General features: G+C 63.7%; 16 protein-coding genes and 1 pseudogene. 6 read left to right on the forward strand and 11 right to left on the reverse strand.

What is annotated here, in order from left to right; all coding sequences use genetic code 11:
• Positions 1–62 precede the first annotated feature (62 nt).
• Entirely contained in the window at positions 63–518 is a 456-nt protein-coding gene (locus CK227_RS27425) for a MarR family winged helix-turn-helix transcriptional regulator (protein WP_095775091.1), read from the reverse strand.
• Positions 519–583: 65 nt separating this feature from the next.
• On the opposite strand from CK227_RS27425, the gene CK227_RS27430 reads away from it, so the two are divergent.
• The gene (locus CK227_RS27430) at positions 584–1,057 is read left to right on the forward strand and encodes a cupin domain-containing protein (protein WP_095775092.1); all 474 of its coding nucleotides are present in this window, start codon (positions 584–586) and stop codon (positions 1,055–1,057) included.
• A 28-nt stretch (positions 1,058–1,085) separates the two neighbouring features.
• Here CK227_RS27430 and CK227_RS27435 read toward each other — a convergent pair whose 3' ends face one another.
• Positions 1,086–1,697, reverse strand: a complete 612-nt coding sequence (locus CK227_RS27435; RefSeq protein ID WP_095775093.1) for a hypothetical protein — start codon at positions 1,695–1,697, stop codon at positions 1,086–1,088.
• A gap of 253 nt (positions 1,698–1,950) precedes the next feature.
• Between CK227_RS27435 and CK227_RS27440 the strand changes: the two genes are divergently transcribed.
• Positions 1,951–2,550, forward strand: coding sequence for a YdeI family protein (locus CK227_RS27440; protein WP_095775094.1), 600 nt, complete (start codon positions 1,951–1,953; stop codon positions 2,548–2,550).
• Positions 2,551–2,552: 2 nt separating this feature from the next.
• Here the strand turns inward: CK227_RS27440 and CK227_RS27445 are convergent.
• A pseudogene (locus CK227_RS27445) lies at positions 2,553–3,182 on the reverse strand (glutathione S-transferase family protein).
• A 170-nt stretch (positions 3,183–3,352) separates the two neighbouring features.
• Here CK227_RS27445 and CK227_RS27450 point away from each other — a divergent pair.
• Positions 3,353–4,051: an SDR family NAD(P)-dependent oxidoreductase gene (locus CK227_RS27450; RefSeq protein WP_095775095.1), complete on the forward strand. Its 699-nt coding sequence runs from the start codon at positions 3,353–3,355 to the stop codon at positions 4,049–4,051.
• A 179-nt stretch (positions 4,052–4,230) separates the two neighbouring features.
• Here CK227_RS27450 and CK227_RS27455 read toward each other — a convergent pair whose 3' ends face one another.
• Entirely contained in the window at positions 4,231–4,539 is a 309-nt protein-coding gene (locus CK227_RS27455; protein ID WP_095775096.1) for a hypothetical protein, read from the reverse strand.
• 31 nt (positions 4,540–4,570) lie between these two features.
• Complete coding sequence (locus CK227_RS27460; protein WP_179296013.1) at positions 4,571–4,882, reverse strand: hypothetical protein; 312 nt, start codon at positions 4,880–4,882, stop codon at positions 4,571–4,573.
• 385 nt (positions 4,883–5,267) lie between these two features.
• Between CK227_RS27460 and CK227_RS27465 the strand changes: the two genes are divergently transcribed.
• Positions 5,268–6,890 carry an ABC-F family ATP-binding cassette domain-containing protein gene (locus CK227_RS27465; RefSeq protein WP_095775098.1) on the forward strand — a complete coding sequence of 541 codons (1,623 nt, stop codon included), beginning with the start codon at positions 5,268–5,270 and terminating at the stop codon, positions 6,888–6,890.
• A 170-nt stretch (positions 6,891–7,060) separates the two neighbouring features.
• On the opposite strand, the gene CK227_RS27470 is transcribed toward CK227_RS27465, so the two are convergent.
• Together CK227_RS27470 and CK227_RS27475 are read right to left on the reverse strand one after the other, a co-directional pair.
• Positions 7,061–7,498 carry a VOC family protein gene (locus CK227_RS27470; RefSeq protein WP_095775099.1) on the reverse strand — a complete coding sequence of 146 codons (438 nt, stop codon included), beginning with the start codon at positions 7,496–7,498 and terminating at the stop codon, positions 7,061–7,063.
• Positions 7,499–7,628: 130 nt separating this feature from the next.
• Entirely contained in the window at positions 7,629–8,069 is a 441-nt protein-coding gene (locus CK227_RS27475; protein ID WP_095775100.1) for a hypothetical protein, read from the reverse strand.
• A 250-nt stretch (positions 8,070–8,319) separates the two neighbouring features.
• Between CK227_RS27475 and CK227_RS27480 the strand changes: the two genes are divergently transcribed.
• Positions 8,320–8,670 (forward strand): hypothetical protein, encoded by a 351-nt coding sequence (locus CK227_RS27480; RefSeq protein ID WP_095775101.1) that lies wholly within the window; start codon positions 8,320–8,322, stop codon positions 8,668–8,670.
• A gap of 57 nt (positions 8,671–8,727) precedes the next feature.
• On the opposite strand, the gene CK227_RS27485 is transcribed toward CK227_RS27480, so the two are convergent.
• The 4 genes from CK227_RS27485 to CK227_RS27505 form a co-directional block, all read right to left on the reverse strand.
• Positions 8,728–9,369, reverse strand: coding sequence for a glutathione S-transferase family protein (locus CK227_RS27485; protein WP_095775200.1), 642 nt, complete (start codon positions 9,367–9,369; stop codon positions 8,728–8,730).
• Positions 9,370–9,504: 135 nt separating this feature from the next.
• On the reverse strand, positions 9,505–10,215 hold the full coding sequence (locus CK227_RS27490) for a hypothetical protein (protein ID WP_095775102.1): 711 nt from the start codon (positions 10,213–10,215) through the stop codon (positions 9,505–9,507).
• An 80-nt stretch (positions 10,216–10,295) separates the two neighbouring features.
• Positions 10,296–11,855 carry an FAD-dependent monooxygenase gene (locus tag CK227_RS27495; RefSeq protein WP_095775103.1) on the reverse strand — a complete coding sequence of 520 codons (1,560 nt, stop codon included), beginning with the start codon at positions 11,853–11,855 and terminating at the stop codon, positions 10,296–10,298.
• Positions 11,856–12,119: 264 nt separating this feature from the next.
• The gene (locus CK227_RS27505) at positions 12,120–14,723 is read right to left on the reverse strand and encodes an EAL domain-containing protein (protein ID WP_179296536.1); all 2,604 of its coding nucleotides are present in this window, start codon (positions 14,721–14,723) and stop codon (positions 12,120–12,122) included.
• Between the two features lie 161 nt (positions 14,724–14,884).
• On the opposite strand from CK227_RS27505, the gene CK227_RS27510 reads away from it, so the two are divergent.
• A complete protein-coding gene (locus CK227_RS27510; RefSeq protein WP_095775106.1) occupies positions 14,885–15,865 on the forward strand; it encodes a GlxA family transcriptional regulator in 981 nt (326 codons plus the stop codon).
• Positions 15,866–16,020 lie beyond the last annotated feature (155 nt).

The raw sequence follows: 16,020 nt of genomic DNA on the forward strand, positions 1-16,020 counted from the left end.
AAACGGAAGAAACCGATAGCGTCATCGGAAATGCCGATGATGATGCACGAATGCGGTTTCGGTCAGCGCACCAGCGGACTGTCCCAGACGGCGAACAGCAGCGCTTTGAGCTGTTCGAAGCGCTCCGGCCCGAGCTCGGTGCGCCACTCCTCCTCGATGTCGCGCAATATGTCGACCATCTTCCAGAAGGCAGCGTGGCCGCGTTCGGTGGCGTGCACCACGCGCGCGCTGCCTTCGCCGTCGGAGCGGACAATATAGCCGTAGCCTTCGAGGCTGCTGAGCAACTGGTTGATCGCCTGTTTGCTCATGCCGGCACGTTCGGCGATGGTGCCGGGGCGCGCGCCGTCCGGGCCGGGAAACTGCAGCACGGCCATATGCGGCAGGCGCAATTCGTCGAAACCGGCGGCGTTGAGCTCCTTGATCAGCCGGCGCTGGATGGCCTGCGCCGGCACGCGCAGCAGGGCGCCGATCAAAAGGTCCGTGGTCTTGGTCTGCAGGACTTCGGTGGAGGTGGCCATTGACGATCCGGTAAATTGAGTTTACTGACTGCTAGTAAATGTAATTTACCGGAGAGGTTTGCGCAATGTCAGCCATGGATCTTCAGGTCAACCCAGCCAATGAGACCATCGGCACCAAGGGCCTGTCGGTCCGTTTCCTGGTGTCGGGCGAAAATTCGAACGGCAGTGTCGCCGCTTTCGAACTGATGGTGCCTAGCGCTCAGCGCCTGCCCGCGCCGGCGCACAGCCACGATCATTACGAGGAAACGATCTACGGCATTGACGGGGTCTTGACCTGGACCGTGAACGGCAAGCCGATCGAGGTTGGGCCGGGGGAGGCGCTGTGCATTCCACGCGGCGCCGTCCACCGCTTCGACAATAATGGCACCCGGGATGCCAAGACGCTGTGCGTCATCACGCCGGCGGCAATTGGTCCGGACTATTTCCGCGAGGCATTCGGTCTGCTCAACGCCGCTGCCGGCGGGCCGCCTGACAAGGCTGCGATGATGGAGATCATGCGCCGTCACGGCCTGACACCGGCGATGCCGCCACCGGCCTGATGCCGGCCGAAGGCGCAGCGCGCGCCACTTATTCCTGGCAAGCAGCGAAGGCGTCGCCCGAGTTCCAGTCCCGGAATGCGATGGTCCTGCCTTCAGCCGACACGGTCTTGTGCTTGGTGCTGCCGTCCGGTTGCTGCTTCGAACTGGTGCCCTTGCCGGTCAGCACGTTGTAGTCGCAGGCGCTGGCGGCATTCTCCTGCAGGTAATCATCGGAATCGTAGGCGAAGCCGGCAACGATGAAGGCGCCGTCGCGGTAGGCGATGGTCAGCGTCTGGTTGGTGCGCTCGCTGCCGATCTCCGGCGCCGGCAGATAGAATTTGATCGAGCCGTTGGGCAGCATGGTCAGCTCCGGCTCGGTGGCGGAGTTCTCGTAGCCCGGCCGGTCGTAACCGTTCCACTCGCCACCGATCTGTTCGCGCACGATTTCGACGGGCTTGAGGTAATTATGCTCCTTGTCCCCGAGGAAGAAGTGGATGTCCATCGGGTCGGTCGGCGCGGTCTCGACCACCATGGCAAGGTCGGGAGCGCCGTCGCCGTTGAAGTCGCCGGTCAGCGCGGTGATGATCTTGCGGGTTTCTATCGGTTCGGCCAGCGCCACGCCCGGCAGCAACAAGGCAAGGCCGAAGAGCAGAGATTTCATTGTGGCACATCCCCCAAGCCTGGCATTTGTGATCCTATAGCACGGTGGGGAAGCATCGCGCTCCTCCATCTGGTCGGGCGCGCTCCAGCCGCAACACGGCGATGTATATCGCGTTCCCTATTTCGCGGCACCGTGCCTCACTGCTGACGGGAATTGGGTAGTGGGCGATGCCATAATGCCGGAAATCGCAGGATGATGGAGGCAAGATGACAGGGACGCCAGCGACAACGATTCTGAACCCGCGGGCGCACTGATGGCGCCGGTCAAGGTCGATCCCGACAAGGTGCGGGAATTCCCCGACGCGGAAAGTTTTTATGCCTGGCTCGGTCAGCACCACGCCACCGAAAGCGAGGTGTGGATCAAGGTGCACAAGGTCGGGTCTGGACTGAAGTCGATCACGCCGAAGGAGGCCATCGACGTCGTGCTGTGCTTCGGCTGGATCGATGCGGTGCGCAAGGGGCTGGACGAGAACAGTTTTCTCCAGCGCTACACGCCGCGCGGCAAGAAGAGCATCTGGAGCAAGATCAACATCGACAATGTCGCGCGGCTGGTAGAGGAGGGCCGCATGACCGGGCATGGGCTGAAACAGGTCGAAGCCGCCAAGGCCGACGGGCGCTGGGCGCGCGCCTATGGCGGCAGCAAGGAGATGAAAATCCCCGACGATTTGCAGGCGGCCATCGATGCCGAGCCGGCGGCGAAGGCGATGCTGGAAAAACTCAGCGCCCAGAACCGCTTCTCGCTCGCCTTCCGCACCCACAACATGAAGACCGAGGCCGGCCGCAAGAAGAAGATCGAGACCTTTGTCGCGATGCTGAAGCGTGGCGAGACGATCTATCCGCAGGGCAAGAAGTAGTCTCAGCCGCCCGAATGCGGGTCGATGCCGTAGGGGTGAACCGGATAGCCCTGGCCGATGGCGTCGCCCACGCGGCCGGTCTAGGCGAGGAATGCAGGGTAGTCCGCTGGAGAGAAGCCGCAATCCCCGGCGCGGTGGCTGTAGGCGTAGATGGCGATGTCGGCGATGGTGAGGTCGTTTCCGGTGAGGAACGGCGTCTCGGCAAGGCTGCGGTCCAGGGCGGCCAGCGCGCGGGCGCCGGCCTCGCGCTTGCCGGCAACCATGGCATGGTTGCGCTCGAGCCGTCCGGTCAAGGTCCAGAAACGCAGCGAGCCGATCACGGGCTCGACATTGTACTGTTCGAAGAACAGCCACTGCATCACCTTGGCGCGCCGGTAGCGGTCCGCCGGCAGCAGGGGCGTGCCTTCGGCGAGGTAGGTGAGGATCGCGTTGGATTCGGCGATGGCGCTGCCGTCTTCGAGCTGGAGCACGGGAACCGCGCCCGCCGGGTTGAGGGCAAGGAAGGCATCGCTGTGGCTCTCGCCCTCGAAGATCGAGACGAGGCGGGTCTGGTAAGGGATCTTCAGCAGGCCGAGCAGAACCCGGACTTTCCAGCCATTTTGCGATGGCAGATAATCGTGAAGCGTGAGCATGGCCGATCCTCGTGATCGGCGAACGATCGCATGGCACGCCATCGGACGACACCCGATTCCTGCTCGGTCAATTCATGCACTCGGCGGCACAATGATTGCGATCTCCGCCGCCTAATAAATCAATTACGGCTGTGCCATCTTTTCCCGAGACGATAACGGAGGCATTCCCCATGACCATGCATCCCGACAAAGTCGCCCTCATCACCGGTGCCAATCGCGGCATCGGACTTGAAACCGGCCGCCAACTGGCGAAACTCGGTTTCACCGTGCTGCTCGGCGTGCGCGATCTGGCCAAGGGCGAGGCGGCAGCGAAAGCGCTCGACGGCCATGTCGAGGCCATCGCGCTCGATGTCGCAGCATCCGACGCGGCTGCAAGGGCAGCCGATGAGGTCGAACGCCGGTTCGGCCGGCTCGACGTGCTGATCAACAATGCCGCCATCCACTACGACACCGGCTCGCGCGCCTCGCGACCGGACTGGACTGTCATCCGCGAAGCCTTCGAGACCAATGTCTTCGGCGCCTGGCGGGTGGCGGCCGCCTTCGCGCCGCTGCTCAAGGCCGGCGGCCACGGAAGGCTGGTCAATGTGTCGTCGGAGGGCGGTTCGCTGGCCTCGATGGGAGCGGGCGCGCCGGCCTACTCGACATCGAAGGCGACGCTCAATGCGCTGACCTGCGTGCTGGCGGCGGAATTGCGCGGCTCCGGCGTGCTGGTCAATGCCATCTGCCCGGGCTGGGTCGCCACCGACATGGGCGGGCCGGGCGGACGCCCGGTGGCGCAAGGGGCGGCCGGCATCGTCTGGGCCGCGACCTTGCCGGACGACGGGCCGACGGGCGGCTTCTTCCGCGACGGCAAAAGACTGCCGTGGTGAGCGAACAGGTCGGGGTGGCTTGAGGCGGTTCACGATCTGAAGCGCGGAGTTACCGTAAGCGCCTGTTTTGACTAACTTTCAGCGGATCCGGCTTGCCTTCTTGTACACAAGAAAAAGCCGCCCTCGCTTTTAGCGAATGGCGGCCTTTTCCCGGGAGGAAGTCAGAAAAAAGCTGGCGATCAAGCCGCCTTGGCGTGGCCGTGCTTCTTGTGGGTGTGCTTCTTGGCGACGTGCCGGTGGCCGTGCCTCCTTACATGCCGATGGTGCTTCTTGCTGTGCCTAACATGCTTCTTGACGTGCTTGTGCGCGGCAGCCTGGGCCGGCTTGGCCGTGGCAGCGGGAGCCATAGTCGACGCCGCGGGAGCCGGAGCCGTGGTCGGCGCAGCGGCGGCGGTGGCGGCCGCGTTGGCCGTGCTGGTGCCGATAACCGGCATGGCCAGACCGAGCGAAATGGCGAGACCGAGGGCGGAGAGGAGGGGCTTGTTCATGATAGGCTTTCCTTCGGATTGATGGTTGCTGTCACTGGTCGAGGTCGACCGGTGTCACTCCAAGAAGTTTCAGGGCGTTGGCGTAGGTCCGGATGCCTTGCGCCTCCTTGCGCTCGGCACAAAACCGGTTGGCCTTGTCCTGCAGTGCCTCTGCCGTGGCGATCTGGCTGGCGCTGGCGCCGGGTTCGGCTTTGGTCCGGATGGCTCCGTCGAGTTGAGAACCGAGCCGGCTGCAATATTCGCTCCGGGTAACCGCCGCCTGCGCAGCCGATTGCGCGACCGCAAGCATGGCGAGCGAAATGCCTGCGAGGGCACCCATCCATCCGGTCGAACGTCGTTGCATTGTCGGGACCATCCCTGTGCGTTGTGTGGCGGCCACTGTCCGGTCGCTACGAGGATGGTTATCGCAGACGATGTTTTCTTCAGTTTTTCCCGCATGTTGAATCTTGTTTCTGAAGTATGTCTGGCAGGGTTTTTCCTTCTCTCCTTGAGGGAGAAGGTGGCCTCGCGCAGCGAGGTCGGATGAGGGGTGCTCCAGGGAACGCCAACGTCTCACTCCACTGGAACACCCCTCAACCGTCTCGGCGCTGCGCGCCGATCCACCTTCCCCCACAAGGGGGAAGGAAGAGCGTCGCGCCCGCTGCGGCGCTTGCGCCTCTTCCTCTGGCGCCCGCCATCGCGTATGGCCCGGGGAAAATCCTCCCAAGTTCCAATTCCCCGGAAACCGCATGATCAGACTTGAAAGCATCAGCAAGCAGAACGGCCGTCAGCTTGTCTTCATCGAGGCGTCGGCTTCCTTGCAGAAGGGCGAGAAGATTGGCCTTGTCGGGCCGAACGGCGCCGGCAAGACGACCTTGTTCCGCATGATCACCGGCCAGGAGCAGCCCGACGAGGGCCAGGTGCAGGTCGATCGCGGCGTCACAATCGGCTATTTCAGCCAGGATGTCGGCGACATGCAAGGCAATAGCGCCGTCGCCGAAGTGATGAACGGCGCCGGGCCGGTGAGCGACGTGGCGGCCGAGATGGCGGAACTGGAAGCGGCGATGGCCGACCCCGACCAGGCCGACCGGATGGACGAGATCATCGAGAAATATGGCGAGGCGCAGCATCGCTTCGAGGAGCTCGACGGCTATGCGCTGGACGGCCGCGCCCGCGAGGTGCTGGATGGCCTCGGCTTCAGCCAGGAGATGATGGACGGCGATGTCGGAAAACTCTCCGGCGGCTGGAAGATGCGCGTGGCACTGGCGCGCATTCTGCTGATGCGGCCCGATGTCATGCTGCTCGACGAGCCGTCCAACCATCTGGATCTCGAAAGCCTGATCTGGCTGGAGCAGTTCCTGAAAGGCTATGACGGTGCGCTGCTGATGACCTCGCACGACCGCGAGTTCATGAACCGCATCGTCAACAAGATCGTCGAGATCGATGCCGGCTCGCTCACCGCCTACTCGGGCAATTACGAATTCTACCAGCAGCAGCGGGCGATCGCCGACAAGCAGCAGCAGGCGCAGTTCGAGCGCCAGCAGGCGATGCTGGCCAAGGAGATCGCCTTCATCGAGCGCTTCAAGGCGCGCGCTTCCCATGCCGCGCAGGTGCAGAGCCGGGTGAAGAAACTCGACAAGATCGACCGCGTCGAGCCGCCCAAGCGCCGCCAGATCGTCAATTTCGAGTTCCAGCCGGCGCCGCGCTGCGGCGAGGATGTCGTCACCTTGAAGAACGTCCACAAGGCCTATGGCAGCCGCGCCATCTATGAGGGGCTCGACTTCCAGGTCCGTCGCCGCGAGCGCTGGTGCATCATGGGCGTCAACGGTGCCGGCAAGTCGACGCTGCTGAAGCTGGTGGCCGGCGCTTCCGACCCCGACACCGGCACGGTGGCGCGCGGGCCAAGCGTGAAGATGGGCTATTTCGCCCAGCACGCCATGGAGCTGCTCGAAGGCGAGCGCACCGTGTTCCAGACGCTGGAAGACAATTTCCCGCAGGCCGGCCAGGCGCCGCTTCGCGCACTTGCCGGGTGCTTCGGCTTTTCCGGCGACGAGATCGAGAAGAAGTGCCGCGTGCTGTCAGGCGGCGAGAAGGCGCGGCTGGTGATGGCGCTGATGCTGTTCGACCCGCCCAATCTGCTGGTGCTGGACGAGCCGACCAACCACCTCGACATCGCCACCAAGCAGATGCTGATCGAGGCGCTGTCGCAATATGAGGGCACCATGCTGTTCGTCTCGCACGACCGGCATTTTCTGGCCGCACTGTCGAACCGCGTGCTGGAACTGACGCCGGAAGGCATCCATACCTATGGCGGCGGCTATACCGAGTATGTCGAGAGGACGGGGCAGGAGGCGCCGGGGCTGCGGAGCTAGAGCAATTCCAGGAAAAGTGTGAGCGGTTTTCCGTCCGGAATTGCGTCAAAACAAAGAGTTAGAGCGGTTCGCCGTTTCCATGAAACGGTGAAACGCTCTAGGCTACCAGGGGCCTTGTGAGACGCGCCAGCCGGCATTGGTCGCTCTTGGCCATTGTCATCGCATCGCGCTCAGCCGAGTTCCTGGGCGAGGCCGATGAGAAGGTCTCCGGGTCCGCGAATGTAGCAGAGCCGATATACGTCCTTGTACTGAACGACCTCGCCTGCGAGCCGCGCACCGCGCTTGCGAAGCCTTTCAAGCGTATCGTCGATGTCGTCCACGGTGAACATGACGCGCAGGTAGCCCAGCGCGTTGACCGGGGCGTCGCGGTGATCCGCGACGACCGGCGGCGTGAGGAAGCGGGATAGTTCGAGCCGGCTGTGACCGTCCGGCGTGCGCATCATGGCAATCTCGACGTGCTGATCGCCCAATCCGGTGACACGTCCCGCCCATTCGCCTTCGATCGTGGCCCGCCCTTCGAGGTCAAGGCCGAGCTCGCGGAAGAAATCGATCGTCTCTTCGAGGTCATCGACGACGATTCCGACATTGTCCATCCGTTTGAGCGCCATGCGTCCAACCTCGTGTCTGGATCAACAGCCTGTCGGTCTTCGGCCAGGGAAAAGGCGGCTGTCGAGCCGACGCCGCCTTCCGGACTTTTCCGTCAGACCTCTTACCGTCGAAGGAATGGGCGAGGGTCCCTTACCTCAGCGAGATGGCCATGCCGCTGAGATCGGCGTTGACCTGCAGCCCGACCTGCTTGCCGGTGAGTTCGAGCTGGGCACCCCTGTCATTCGTCATGACGATCATCTGGGCGCCTTTGCCGAGCGTGCCGCCGCCGCCCGCCGCACCGTAGACCCCCGTCACATCGCGGACGCGCCTGATGTGGCGCACGGTGCCTCGGAAATAGGTCTTTGAAACGCCGAAGGCGAGGCCGCCCGAGACGCCGCCGATCGAGATGGGATAGGTTTTGCCGTGGAAGGTGAACGTGCCTTCGCCGCCGGAACCGCCGACGAAGAAGGCCGCCTTGTAGACGGCAAAGCGGATCGTGCCGCTGTCGGCATGCGCGGCGCTGGCAAAGCCGATGCCCGCGGTGGCGATGGCGGCAACCGCGATTCTACGAAATCCGGACGAAATATTCATGATGAGAGCTCCTCGAAGTCGCCGCTTGCCCAACCGACCGGGCGCGCCAGCGCTGTGTTAAAGTTACAACGGAACAGTCTCGCCCGTCATTTGGTTCCAGGCACGCGGCCTGAATCTGGCCGCGGAAAGATCGACATGAAGCGAGGCCTATGGCAAGCGCTCCGGCGGGACATCGCGTACACGTGATTGGCGCCGACGCGGCGCCTGCGAGGTTTGCGGCCAGCGAGAAGGGCTTTGGATGAGGGTTGAGATGCGAATTGCAGTGTCCGTCGCATTGGCCGCGACAGTGGCCGGATGCGCGACCTCTCCGGTCGACTATGGCGCGTCGCTTTCGCCGCAGGATCCGAAATGGGCGTCGCCGGAATGCCAGCAGGCGCGGGCGGCGGCTTCGGACTACGCGGCGCGCGAAAAACAACATCCGGGCTGGGAATTCGCGGTCCTCGGCCCGTACGGCCTGGGCATCATCGCGGCCACCAAGGAGGCCGAGCAGAAGCAGCGAAAGCGTTACGCCCGCGACGTGCACCTGCAATGCTCGAGTCTGCCTTTGCCGAAAGAGTTGCAGGGCGATCTAAACCCGGGCGCAAAGGCGAAATATCCGTAGCCGTCTTCGCCTGGGCAAGCGGTCAAGCCGGAAGCGCCGCGCTTTGGTGTGTCGGCTTTATGATGCGGCGTTGACCGCAAATTGCGCGGCGAAGGCCCTGGCGTAAGCGGGGCGAGCTTCGCCGCGCGCCACATAGGCAGCCAGGTTTTCATATTCGTCCAGAATGCCCGACATGCGTAGCCGCAGCAGCACCGATACCATCAAAAGGTCACCGGCGCTGAACGCACCATCGAGCCACTCGGCGGCGCCCAGATAGGCCGAGAGCTGGTCCAGCCGGGCGCGAACCCGGTCCTTGACCAATGGCAGGCGCTCCTCGCTCCAGGATCTGTCGGCTTCGAATATTCTCGCCGTCGTCAATTCGAGGATGGGCGGCTCGACGGTATTGAGGGCGGCAAACATCCAGGTGATGGCACGCGCGCGGGCATCGCGATCCCTGGGCAGCAGGCCCGCATGCCGTTCGGCAAGATGAAAGACGATCGAGCCGGTCTCGAACAGGCACAGAGATCCTTCCTCATAGGTGGGGATCTGGCCGAACGGATGGATGGCCATATGGCCAGGCGCCTTCATCCCGGCGAAGGAAACGAGACGAACCTCATAGGGTTGCCCCACTTCTTCGAGCGCCCAGCGAACGCGCGTATCGCGCGCCAGTCCCTTGCCGCCGTCGGGCGATCGTTCGAAGGCGGTGATGGTGGGGATCATGGCAGGCTCCGGGTGGTTGGTTCGGTTCTTGGTTGCACCCAAAGGACGAACGGCCGGGGCGATTCCCGACAACCGCCTGGTTTTTCCGGACCGCGGGATTTAACGCTTCGGACCGGCTAAAAAGCGTCCTCGGCTCTAGCGCAGCAGGCCTTCCGCCTCGAATGTGTCCCAGCCCTCCAGCTTCGGCGGTGGAGCATCATCCTTTCCCGAAGTCCTGGCGCTGCGCGCCTTGCGCTGTCGTTTTCCCGCGCGCGTCAGGGCGGCCTTGCCGGCACCGCGCCGTCTGTTTTCGGACGCTTCCTGCGCATCTTCCTCCCGCCAGGCGCTCGCCAGGTCGCGATCGAGAACATCCTCGATGTGTCGTGGATCGAAGACATGGAAGGTCACGGCCTTGGATCGCCCGCGCATCTTGACGGTGCGGGTGCCGATGCTCTTCAGGCGGCCGTCCTTCAGCCATTTGTGACGCTCGCGGGCGGAGATGGTGAGAATGTCCTCTGTCTCGCGCGGAAGCACGGCCAGGGTTTCGATCCCCTCCAGTGTCCTGGAGATGATTGCCGAGGCCGCCTGGAAGGCATCCGCGTCGGTTTTCAACATGCGCAAGACGATGCGGCCCGTCTCGGCCTTGGCAAATCGCCTCACAGCCCACGGCAGGCGGGCTCGAATTTCGCGTTCGATCCCTTTCAGGCGCAAGGCGGAGCCAAGCGTTGCCGATGGCGGCAGCGGCCACTCGGCGACTGCTGACGCTTTGGCGGTGCTCAGGCCTTGCTCGCGATCAGGCGCGCCGGCAATTGCCGCGACGATGCCACTCAGGACCTTTCGCAGGGAATCGCGCTTCTTGTCTGCCATGTTTCATGTTCGCTCATCAGGTGCCTTCGTGGAACGGCACTTCGCACAGCAGACAACCGAAATCAGGCTCAAACAGTTCCTTAGCATGCGCAGCCACCTGTTGCCGCTTCGCCAAACCATCGCGATGCGGCCTGCGTCGCTTCGCCAAGGTCAGGCTCGCCATCAGCGGCCCAGGCGACGAAGCCATCGGGGCGCACGAGCAGGGCGCTCGGGCCCAGGCGCTCCCTGGCATCCCCGGCGACATAGGCGATCCGCCCGCTCCAGTGGCTGGCAAGCGCTTGCAGGGCAGGGTGGGAATCGAAGTCCAGCAACAGGCCTTGGCCGTTCCGCAAGCGCTCGCCGAGCCGCGTTGCGTCGGCCAGTTCGAAATCGGGCGCGCTGCGGCCCACCAGTGGGTGGCTGCCGCCAAGGTTGTAGCGCAGCGAAACGCCCCAGACGCGCTCGGCGAAGTAGGTGGCGCCGTCGCGCGTGTCGATGAGGTCGCGGATGATGGCTTCGAGCGCGCGTGAACTGCGGCTTGGCCGCATCAGCGCGACCTGGGCGCGCGACCAGTCGAGGATTTGCGCGGCCACCGGATGCCGCTCGTCGAAATAGCTGTCGATGAGGCCGGCCGGCGCGTCGCAGCGGATGGTGGCGGCAAGCTTCCAGCCGAGGTTCATGGCGTCGCCAATCCCTAGGTTGAGGCCCTGGCCGCCCAATGGAGAATGGATGTGCGCGGCGTCGCCGGCAAGCAGCACCCGCCCGTTGCGGTAGGTGGTCGCCTGGTAGGCGCGATCGGTCCAGGTGGTGGCGAGGCGCAGCGCCGTCAGGGTGACGTCGGTGCCGGACACGCGGCGCAGCACCGCCTGCACGTGCTCCAGCGTGACCGGCTCTGTCCGATGGAAAGCGGCGCCGTCGAACTCGACCATCGCGATGGTGCCTGGCCGCGAGTAGGTGTACATGCCCGTCGGGGTGTAGTGGCGGCCAAGGCCGAGCGTGTCCGGATCGGCAATTTCGACGTCGACGGAATAGCCGGTGAACTCGGCAGCGGTGCCGGTGAAGGCAAATCCACCAAGCTTGCGCACCGTGCTGCGGCCGCCATCGCAACCGACGAGCCAGCGGGCGCGAAAGACCTCGCCACCGGCGCGGATGGTCACATCCTCGTGCGACTGGGCGAAGTTTTCGACGCCGAGCCCGCGCCTGATCTCGACGCCCATCGCGTCTGCGCGGGTGGCGAGCATTGTTTCCAGATGCTCCATCTCGACCGCCATGCTGGTGCCCGCCGGGCCGGGCAGGCGATAGGGCCATTTCGAGCTGTCGACGGCGTCGAGATGGAACTGGATGCCGGCGAAATGGCCGCCCGGGCGGCGCGGTTGCCGCATCCAGTGCGCGGCGGCCAATGTGTCGTCGCCCGGGCCATTCTTCGCCGGCGGCGGCACAATGGCGTCCAGCAGGCCGCGACGATGGAAGGCCTCGATGGTCGGGGCTGACAGACCGCGCATGCCGAAAGGAAGCCGTTTCAGCGGCGAGCTGGGGTCGTCGGCCTTTTCCAATACCAGGACCGAGAGGCCGGCCAAACGCAGCTCGCAAGCGAGAAACAAGCCGACCGGGCCGGCGCCGCAGATGATGACGTCATAGGAAATTGGGTGGTGGCTGTGCATGAAACTACTCCTTGGTCGATGTTCGACCGGAGCGTTCCTCGAGATAAGAACCACACGGACGAACGACAGGGCGCTGGGTCAGCGTCCGATGTTCGTCGTGGGGATCTCGTGCACGAAGCCAAAGACCAGAGCTCTCGTTACCGAGAGGAGTTGGGCTTACCAAACCAACTCTGCCTTTTCCGACGTGGGCTATATAGCGATGTGGCGATTGGTCTGCAACAGGTGAGGCGGCGGCCAAGGGCAACGCCATTGGTTAGGGGCAATCTAGCCCGCGGCCAGCCATTTACGCGATAGGGCGAAGGCCTTGAAGGCCTTGGCCTCCATCGGACGGCCAAAAAGGTAGCCCTGCAGGATATCGCAGCCAAGTTCCTTGAGGATGCGCGCATGCTCCATCGTCTCGACGCCCTCGGCGACCACTTCGATGCCGAGCGATTTGCCGATCTCGATGATCGACGCCACCAAATGCCGTTGCGCCATTGAGCCGGTGATGGGTGTGATCAGTTGGCGGTCGATCTTGAGGCGGCGCGGACGCAATTTGAGCAGCGAGACGATCGAGGCGTGGCCGGTGCCGAAATCGTCGATCTCGATGTCTATGCCGAGCTCCTTGATGTGGTCGATATTCCACGTGACCAGGTCGTCGTTTTCATCGAGGAAAATGGACTCCACCAGTTCGAACGACACCGTTCCAGCCTTGATGGCGAGCTTGCGCAGACCTTCAATCAGGTCCCTGTCCTCCAGCCGCCTGGCCGAGACGTTGACCGACACGCGCGGGATGTTAAGATGACTGTGCGACCAACGCTCGAAATTCTCCAGCGCGTGTTTGAGGACGATGCGGTCGATCAGCGCCACGACGTTGAGTTCTTCAGCCACCTTGAGATAAGCGTCAGGGGCCAGGATGCCGCGTCGCGGGTGCTTCCAGCGCGACAACGCCTCGACGCCGACGATCTCGAGCGTGCTGGCGTCGAACTGCGGTTGATAGTAGGCGACGAATTCGTTCCGCTCCAACCCGCCCAGGATCTCGTCGGCGATCTGCTTGGTCCGCACGATCTCGCTCTGCAACTCCTCGTTGAAGAACTCGTAGCGGTTGCGGCCACGGCTTTTGGCCCGATAGAGCGCCAGATCGGCGTTGACCAGCAACTGTTTCACGTCGACGCCGTTGTTGGCGGCAATGCCGATACTGACCCCGAAACGGCACGGATGACCGCGGTAATCGACAGGTTGGCGCATGTCCTCGATGATGCGATGGGCAAGTGCCGACAGTCCGTCGTCGTCAAGCCCATGGCTCACCACGACGAACTCGTCGCCGCCGATGCGCGCAACGAAATCGTCATGGCCCGCATTGGCCTGGATAACCTCGGATGCATGCACCAGCATGGCATCGCCCGCAGCGTGGCCGAGCGTGTCGTTGATCTGCTTGAAGCGGTCGAGGTCCAGGTGCAGCAGTGCTGTGCGCCGGTCCGGTTCGCCGTTTTCGGCCAGCAGTTCATCGAGATAGCGGCGGTTGGGCAGGCCGGTCAGCGAATCGTGTAGCGCCGCATACTCGATATGTGCCTTGGCGAGATTGATTTCGGCGTTATTCGATTCCGTCAACTGGCGTTCACGAATGAGGTTTTCGTTGAGCAGCACGTCGCTGGTCACGTCCCATTCGGCGCCGATCAGCTTGGGCGTTCCGCCAATGTCCTGGAAGTAGGTCGCGCGCGTGCGCACATGGCGGACGGTGCCGTCGGGGCGTAGGAGCCGGTATTGTGAGGAATAGGGGCCTTGTTTGGCCGCGGCGAGATCGAAGTCCTGTCTCGCCCGTACCAGATCTTCAGGATGGATCGCCTGCGCCCAGTCATCATAGCCGCGTGGCTTGCCGTCGGCTGACTTGCCGTAGATCTCGTTGACGCGGTCATCCCACACCATTTCATTGGTGGTGAGGTCGTGTTCCCAAACGCCAATGCCAGAGGCTTCCAGCGCCAGCTCCAGGCGCCCGGACAGGCGCCTCAGCTCGGCGTAGTTTTTCTGCCTTTCGCCAAACAGCCGACCGGCCACCATGATCGGCAGCACCACCAGCGCCCCGGCGAGCAACATAAGCGACCGCAAGGCCCACTCGTTTTTCGGAGCCTCCGGCCAGCCGCCCTTGGGGAGGGCCGAAATCTGCCAGGAACCCGATGGCAGCTGCACATCGGCCGATACGGGATTTCCGGCAATGACCTGGCCGCCGCCGAAAAAGCGTTCGCCGCCGCCGCCCAGCGCATCCTTGCCTGTGAGCGCGACATCGATGTCGAGATCCGGATCGGTCAACCCACTCGCCGCGTAGAGCCGGTCGACATCGACCACCGCCGAGACGATGCCCCAGAAACGGTCGCCGCCGTTCGCGGTCGGAACAAAGACCGGGATGCGGCCGATGAAGCCGCGCCCGCCTTGGGCGAGGTCGACCGGGCCGGCAAACACCAGGACTCGCTGGTCGCGCGCCCGCAGCGCCGCCATGCGCTGCGCTTCGTTCTTGCGGTAATCGAGCCCGATGGCCTTCTCGTTGCCTTCCATGGGGTACATCAGCGAGATCACCAGGTCAGGCGCGCCGGCAATGTTGCGCAATTGCGATTTCTGCTGGAACAGATTTCCGGCAAGCGAGGCAAATCTCTGCTGGCCCATAAAGGGTTCGGTATCGATGGCCGAGACCAAACCCTGAACAAGCTGAAGATTGCCGTTAATGTTGCCTTCGAGCTTGGCGCGGATGATGTTTACCTTGGCCAGCACGTCGGCGCGCGCCAGTTGGTCGGAGACCCTCCTGTTCTGCTGGTCGGCAACGATGGAGCAGATCAGAAGCACGACAAAAGCGATCGCCGCCGGCAAGTTGGCGGAAGAAAGAACGGCCCGTCTCAGGCGGCCGAGGCTGAATCCAGTGATGGTCAATTCGACCCTGACACCTTTCCTGAACTATAGCTCATCGATGGACTGTAGTAGAAAACGCTTAAATTTACCCTTCCAGACTGGTGTCAAGTTTCGGCATCAGCTATGGCAGGCGGACGGGCGGCGGAAGTACAATGGCAAGGCGTTTTGCGTTTCTTTTGGTTCGCGACTTCACGCTGTCGCCGCTGTCGCTGTTCATCGACACGCTGCGGCTGGCGGGCGATGAGGGCGACCGCAGCCGCAGGATCGAGTTCGACTGGGAGATCGTCGGCGAACGCGGCCTGCCGATCCGGGCCAGCTGCGGCGTCGAATTGCTGCCCACCAAGGGGATCGGCAATCCGGAGGATTTCGACAATATCGTCGTGGTCGGCGGCCTGCTCGACACCAACCGCAGCCTGAGTTCCGACAAGGAGGCCTTCCTGTTGCGGGCTGCCGAAAAGGGGGTGCCGCTGACGGCGCTCTGCACGGGAAGCTTCGTACTGGCGCGCTACGGCCTGCTCGACGGCTACGCCGCCGCCGTCAGCTGGTTCCACATCAAGGATTTCCGCAGCCAGTTCCCCGATGTCAACGCCCATGCCGACAGCCTGTATTCCGTCGACCGGGGCCGCTCGACCTGCGCCGGCGGCACGGGGGCGGCCGACCTTGCCGGCTATTTCGTGTCGCAGTTCATCGGCCAGAAGGCGGCGGAAAAGGCCGCCAAGATCCTGGTGCTCGACCGCATCAGGAGCAGCCGGGACGTGCAGCCTGTCGGCGACCTGTTCCCGGCGGCGTCAAGCCGCGCGGTCAAGCGCGCTTTGCTGTTGATGGAGAGCAACCTGCAGGAGACGCTGTCCGTCGGCGAGATCGCAACCCGGCTCAACTGCTCGAGGCGCCAGCTCGAACGGCTTTTCGGGACGGAGCTGGGTATCGGCCCGATGGCGGCATACCTGGCGCTGAGAGTGCATCATGCGAAGTCGCTGCTCGAAGGCAGCGACCTGCAGATCGGTGACATCGCCTACCGCTGCGGCTTCACCAATGCCGGCCATTTCAGCCGCGTGTTCCGCCAGCAGACAGGCGTCACGCCGACCCATCTGCGGCATCCCAACCGCCTGGCGAGCGTCTCGGCGGGGCAATGAAGCCGGCCGCGTAGCGCCGCTTCGGCGTTGCCTGAACCACTCTCGCTTCCGCGCAAAGGCGAGCGCGGGCGTACCAAGGCAAAGGCCACGCCGTCGAGACCGAGAGAACTTGGCTTGCCAACCCAAGTCTGCCTTTTATGACGAGGGAATATAAA

The organism is Mesorhizobium sp. WSM4308 (genome assembly GCF_002294905.1).
GTDB lineage: Bacteria > Pseudomonadota > Alphaproteobacteria > Rhizobiales > Rhizobiaceae > Mesorhizobium.